Below are 6,269 nucleotides of genomic sequence, written 5' to 3'. Positions count from 1 at the left end.
CGGCGGTATTTTGAACAGATTGTTACACAAAAGTCGGTAGTTTTTACATTTTTTTTCTTATCTTTGCCGCACTATGAGTGAAAATAACGGAAATATCATTATTGAAGATAATCTTCACCGTTTGGGTAGTGAGGAGTTGCGGCATTGTATAGCCCACGTGCTGTGCCAGGCGGGCAGGTATACTTTTGAGTACAACGGAGAAAATTTTGTGCTCGAAGCTGGACAAACAATGATTATTCCTTATCAGGAGTTTATAGAGGTTGTTGTGCCCTCACCCTACTTGCAAGCTACTTGTATCTACCTCACCCCTAAATATGCCGAATACTGCACCCCGCGTAGCAATTACGGCATACGGGGGGCTTTGGCACTGTTTGCAAACCCTATTATGCTCCTTACCGAAAAGCAGTTTGCCCAATTGCAATACGATTTCGAGCAAATAAAACGCCGACTGACCGATACCACTCACGCTTTCCAAGAGGAAGTGCTACACAGTGCGGTACAAATGCTTTTTTTAGATTATTTTGATATTCATACCTCGTTGTTTGGTCAGCAGAAAATAACCTTTCAGGACAACGATCTTATGGTGCGTTTTATGGCATTGTTAGAACAAGAAGAGTATGTGCAACATCGCGAAGTGGGCTATTATGCCGATAAGCTTTTTGTCTCGCCTAAGCACCTATCGGAAGTATGCAAGCAGGTGAGCGGGCGCAATGCCCTCTTTTGGATTAACCGCTTTACTATTATACATATACGTAAACTATTGCAACAGAAAACACACTCTATCACCGAGCTCACCGACCTTTTTGGTTTTTCTTCTACCGCCTATTTCTCTCGCTTTGTACAACAGCACTTAGGAGTAAGTCCGAGTGCATTTTATCAGTAATTAGCCAATTACTTCATTGCTTCAATTATATTATCTACTTGTAGTTTTTCGAGGATATTTTGGCGGTGGCGGTTTACGGTATGTATGCTGATGTTCAGTTTTTCAGAGATTTCTTTGCTGAACATTCCTTCTTTGGCAAGGGCGAGTATCTCTCTTTCGCGCGGAGTGAGCAGGACATCGGTAGCACTTTCGATAACAAAAGGTACAATCTCATCGGTAAGGCAGTTTTTTATTTGAAAACGGACAGAAGTATTGGCTGATTGCTCGGGAGCGAGGTCTATGATGCCCATTCCCAAAAAATTATCGTCTTTAAAGGCTAATATACGCATTTGGTAAATCATTCGTACATACTTTCTTCTATCCAAAACTCTCATTTCATAGATGTATTTGTAAGTTAGCTTTTCTTCCTCGGGGAGTGTATCTAAAAACTCCCATACTTTTTTATCAATTCTTCTTACCACCTCTAAATCATCGGGATGTACTAATTTTTCAATATTGAGCTCTTGAGATGCTTCAATATATTCGGTTACATAATAGTAATGCCCGAATTTATCCGATAGAAAAACGGCAAAACTACCTGCTTGTTCCAAGATTTTCATATAAGAAATGTATTCTTGGGCTATTTCCTCTATGCTTTTATCGGTTGTCATCTTAAAAAATGGTTATTATTCAGTATTGTGTAGTGATGTGCACCGGCGTAATTTTGCGCCAAAGATAATTAAATATTTTTAAAAGATGAAGCATCAAGCACGAACTATTAGAAATTTATGTATTTTTATTCTCGTAGCCCTCAGTTGTGGCTGGGTGGGCGTATGGGTGGATGCTCTTACGGGCGAAACAATAGGCGATTTCAGTGATACCAGTAATGGTACTAGCGGAATGGGTATTTTTATAGTGGCTCCCCTGCTTACTTGGCTCTTGTTGCGCACTTTTATGGGTGATGGTTGGCGCGATGCAGGATTGCGTCCGCTTATTAAGAAAAACCTGCGTTGGTATGGGGTGGCAACCCTTATTTACCCTGCGGTGATTGCCGTTACCCTGCTTATAGGCGAGTTGTTAGGCTGGCTGGACGTGCAAATCCGGTGGACAGACTATTTTGCGGGCTTTGGTATTTTTGTAGTAGCCGAATTTGTAAAGAATTTCTTTGAAGAATCGTCGTGGCGGGGGTATCTTACGGCTCGTTTGCTCAGTTTGAAAATTAAAGACGTGTGGCTCTATCTCATTGTGGGGGTAGTGTGGTGCTCGTGGCATTTGCCTTACTTTTTCTACTTCCTAAAACCTGAACAGCTATTTGCCGTATTCCCTTACGATAAGGTTACTTTTTGCGTAATGGCATTAGTGTGCTGCATCTCGTGGACGGTGATGTATACCGAACTTTTCCGTCTTACAAAGTCGATATGGGCTGGGGTGTGGATGCACGCTATTGAGGATACCACTATCAACAGCCTGATATACGACAAGCATATTTTTATAGAAACAGGTAGAGAGATACTCATTTCGCCAGTTTCGGGGATAATCCCTTGTCTGTTGTATCTCGGTGTAGGTTTATGGCTGAGGAAGTTACGAATGACGAGAGACGAATGACGAGAGACGAAAACTCCCCGTGATGCGAGCCGCACAGGCAGTTTGCATTATGGGGAGTTTTATTTATTGTGTGTCGTGCTACGACTTCTTAATTTTAAGGTAGTCTTTTGCTTTTGTAGGCGATATGACACTGCGCCCCAATTGAGCTTCCAATTGCTTGCGCGCTACTTTGGCTACACTACCACCTTCTTTAGCTACCTTTTTCTGTTCTTCTACTCCTTGTGGATCGCGTTGTTTGGAAAGTTCGGTAGCTGAGGCTTCGGCTAATATGTTAAAAGCCATTTCCAAGTTAGTCATATTGTCGCGTAAGTTCTCTTTTTTGAGTCCTTTGTACTGCTTGTATTCTTTGGTAGTAAAGCCACTCCATTGTTGGGTGATAATATCAGTGAGAGTAGCGTACTCTACACCTTCCTTTACTCCCGTACGTTTCCACTCATCGGTAAGCTCTTTTCGTACTTCAATAGATTTGATACGTTGGTTTATCCACGCCTCCGAATATCCCAAGCGGCGATAATCGGCTACGGCTTGTTCTATAGAGCGTTCAGGGTCTTGCAATTGGTCAATACGAGTGCTAGCAACTTCTGCCATCCATAGTTTGAAAGGTTCTGCCTTAGGAGAAGGTATAGACTGTATCAAGCGGAAAAGTTGTTCAGTATCAGCAACATCAGTAAGTCGCATTTTACCATCAGCAGCTTCTAATTTCAACTGGTGACAATTTGACACCGTTTCATTTCCCTCTTTTTTGAGTCGTTCTTTTAGTTTGTTCCAATACTTTCGAGCAGTAAGAAAATCTTTACTATCCGCAAGTATAGCCACTACATCTACAATAGAGAAATACCATTTCTCGTGAGTGTCGTCCCAAATGGTTCGCACCTTGCGTTCTTCAAATAATTTGATAGCTTCTTTTTTCATTTCAGATGATGAAATATTTTCGAGTTACAAAGGTACAAAACAATTAGCAATTAACAATTAATAATTAACAAAAACTCCCCGTGATGCGAGCCGCATAGGCAGTTTGCATTACGGGGAGTTGTTTTATTGAGTGTGGTGCTACGACTTGCGTGTCGTGCTACGACCTAATTTGCTTATTTCCCAATTACTAATTTAATCAGCTGTTGCATGGCGCTATCTATCTTTTCTGCTGTAGCGAAGTTTTGCTTGATATGGTATTTTTCGCCCATAGCAGCAATTTTCTCGTAGCGTATGTTTACTGTTTTATTTTCCTCATAGATGAGGATTTTCAAAGGGAGTTCAATAGCAAAGCGAGGGTTTTCCTGCATTAGGGCAGTCCCTACTTTGGGGTTGCCTACTATAAGCACAGTGGCAGGCGGCATACTTTCGCCTACAGCCTCGGCAGCCTTTTTATGGTCGATAGTAGCAAAAATGGTAATGCCCCTACTATTTAGCTCTTTTTGAAGGGCTACCACAGTCTCTTCAAAAGCCAATGGACTCTGAAAGTCAGCATAAGGTTTTATTACATCAGTACAACTAATAATAGGTTGTGCCGCTGCTAAGAACGGGAATAATAACAAGATAATTAAGTGTTTCATATAGTTTATTATAAGTATTCTTTTAAAGAAAGTAAGGGTAAGTTCGTTTAGTTTGTGGTGGATTTCCAGCTTTCCACTGTTGATACAGATGAGTTATTTTATCCATAATGTATTCTTTTTTGCACTTAAAGGTAGCCACAGGCTACCTTTAAACGGTATAATATGCAAAAGTACATATTATTTTTTACTTAACCTACTAAATTTGTGCCTTTTATAAAAAACTCCTCGTGTAGTACCATACCACACGGGGAGTTTATTACAGCTTGTCGTGCTACGACTTGCTTGTCGTGCTACGACTAAAAACTAACTACTACTTTTCCTTTGGCTCTTCCTTTGCCCATATAGTCAAAGGCTTCAGCTATTTGGTTAAAAGGGAAAACTTTATCAGTTATAGGGCGAAGACTTCCGTTTTCTATTAAGTGACTTATTTGGGTAAGCTGTGCGCCATTGGCTCGCATAAATAGAAAGTCGTATTGCAATTGCTTTTGGGCGCATACTTTTCGCACTTTCCTACTGATGAAGTGCATTACTTGCTGCAGTATCCATCCTAATTTTGCTTCTTTAGCGTATGCTTTGGTAGGAGGTCCTGAAATAGAGATGAGATGACCGCCTGCCTTGAGTATCTTTGTTGATTTGAGCAAAGTAGCCTCGTCTAAACTATTGAGTACCACATCATAGTCGGTTAGTTTTTCAGAAAAATCTTCCTTGCGATAATCGATAACCTCATCGGATCCTAAATCCTTTACAAAGGCGATATTATCGGTACTGGTAGTGGTAGCTACATAGGCTCCCAAATGTTTAGCCAACTGAATAGCGATAGTGCCTACTCCACCTGAACCCGCGTGTATAAACACTTTTTGTCCTTTCTGCACGTTGGCTTTCTCAACCAAGGCTTGCCAAGCAGTAAGGGCTACCAAAGGCACACCAGCGGCTTCTTCCATTGTAATGTTTTTAGGCTTAGGAGCTACATCGGCTTCATAAACGGCTATTTGCTGGGCAAAAGCACCTATATGCCCATCGCGGGGGCGTGCCATTACTTCATCGCCTACTTGGTACTGGGTAACCTTGCTGCCTACTGCGCGCACTACCCCCGATAGGTCGTGCCCTAAGATAAGAGGAAAAGTATTGCGCACTAATAGCTTAAACTCACCGCTTTTGATGCGTAGGTCTAAGTGGTTAAGTCCAGCGGCTTTTACTTCGATAAGCACTTGGTTTTCATTGATAGTAGGGGAGGGTTGCTCGCCAAGAGTAGCGGGCGTTTTCTGATATTTGTTGATAAAATAGGCTTTCATTGTTGTTATTTTAAAAAGTTAAGTACTTCATTAGCAAAAGAGGTATATTCTTGAAAAGCAGCACCGTGTCCTGCATCGGGGTAGATGATGAGCTTGCTATTAGGGATATTTTTAGCGAGTGTGTACGAATGCTCGGTGCGCACCATCACATCATTATCGCCATTGACTACTAAGGTAGGTTGCTTGATAGCTGAAAGGTCGGCTTGAGGAGCTTTGCCCCATAGAGTAATAGCCTTGAGCTGTCGTCTGTAACTTTTCCAGCTAATAGACCTATCTTTGCCTTCTTTGCGCTGTTTGAGGCTTTGCAGGAACTCATTAGCCTTCCGTTTCCCGTTTTCATTCTGATTGAAGAACATATAATACTTAGGGTCTTTGAAGGTGAGAATAGCTTTGAGTGTATGTTTATCGGCTATAGGGGTGATGCGATCGATGTCTTTCCCACCTCTGAGTCCTGTACCTGCTAAAACAATTTTATCAAAACGCTCGGGAGCAAGCGGAATTAGTTCCTGCACTACAAAACCACCCATCGAGAAGCCTAACAAATGCACTTTGTCTAACTGCAAAGCATCGATAAACAGCAAGCTATCTTTAGCCATTTGGGCAATGCTAAGTGATTGTTTGCCTTCTGAAAGCCCTACGCCGCGATAATCAAAAGTGATAATGCGGTGTTTTTCAGCCAAGAGGTCTAATAATTCGGGGCGCCAATTATCTAAGTTGGCAGCCAAATGCACAAAGAGTAGGAGGGTATCGCCATTGGGGTTTCCATAATCGCGATAAGCGATTTGTACGCCATCGGCAGTGGTGATGAATTTATTAGGGATATTGGAGTAACTGTTCATAAAGTTTATTTTTAAATCGGGTGCAAAGGTAGGTTAAAAACTTTAAACACGATAAAAGTTTCCTATAATAAATATTGATAATGGTATATAAAAACCCCGTGATGCGAGCCACATAGACAGT

7 protein-coding genes are annotated in these 6,269 nt (G+C 41.6%); 2 read left to right on the top strand and 5 right to left on the bottom strand.

Annotated elements, in window-relative coordinates:
- The first annotated feature begins 73 nt into the window (after positions 1–73).
- Positions 74–883, top strand: a complete 810-nt coding sequence (locus Q0162_RS00635) for a helix-turn-helix domain-containing protein (RefSeq protein WP_297887492.1) — start codon at positions 74–76, stop codon at positions 881–883.
- Between the two features lie 8 nt (positions 884–891).
- On the opposite strand, the gene Q0162_RS00630 is transcribed toward Q0162_RS00635, so the two are convergent.
- A complete protein-coding gene (locus Q0162_RS00630; RefSeq protein ID WP_297887485.1) occupies positions 892–1,533 on the bottom strand; it encodes a LuxR C-terminal-related transcriptional regulator in 642 nt (213 codons plus the stop codon).
- 85 nt (positions 1,534–1,618) lie between these two features.
- Between Q0162_RS00630 and Q0162_RS00625 the strand changes: the two genes are divergently transcribed.
- Complete coding sequence (locus Q0162_RS00625; RefSeq protein WP_297887483.1) at positions 1,619–2,467, top strand: CPBP family intramembrane glutamic endopeptidase; 849 nt, start codon at positions 1,619–1,621, stop codon at positions 2,465–2,467.
- 78 nt (positions 2,468–2,545) lie between these two features.
- On the opposite strand, the gene Q0162_RS00620 is transcribed toward Q0162_RS00625, so the two are convergent.
- The 4 genes from Q0162_RS00620 to Q0162_RS00605 all read right to left on the bottom strand — a co-directional run bounded on the left by Q0162_RS00620 (position 2,546) and on the right by Q0162_RS00605 (position 6,148).
- Complete coding sequence (locus Q0162_RS00620; protein ID WP_297887481.1) at positions 2,546–3,379, bottom strand: Bro-N domain-containing protein; 834 nt, start codon at positions 3,377–3,379, stop codon at positions 2,546–2,548.
- Between the two features lie 173 nt (positions 3,380–3,552).
- A complete protein-coding gene (locus Q0162_RS00615) occupies positions 3,553–4,017 on the bottom strand; it encodes a DUF302 domain-containing protein (RefSeq protein WP_297887478.1) in 465 nt (154 codons plus the stop codon).
- 296 nt (positions 4,018–4,313) lie between these two features.
- Entirely contained in the window at positions 4,314–5,309 is a 996-nt protein-coding gene (locus Q0162_RS00610) for an NADP-dependent oxidoreductase (RefSeq protein WP_297887475.1), read from the bottom strand.
- A 5-nt stretch (positions 5,310–5,314) separates the two neighbouring features.
- Positions 5,315–6,148: an alpha/beta hydrolase gene (locus Q0162_RS00605; protein WP_297887472.1), complete on the bottom strand. Its 834-nt coding sequence runs from the start codon at positions 6,146–6,148 to the stop codon at positions 5,315–5,317.
- Positions 6,149–6,269: the final 121 nt, after the last annotated feature.

The organism is uncultured Capnocytophaga sp., assembly GCF_937936315.1.
Lineage (GTDB): Bacteria > Bacteroidota > Bacteroidia > Flavobacteriales > Flavobacteriaceae > Capnocytophaga.
Note: the sequence above shows the minus strand (reverse complement) of the source record. Positions and strands in the feature narration are given on the sequence as shown.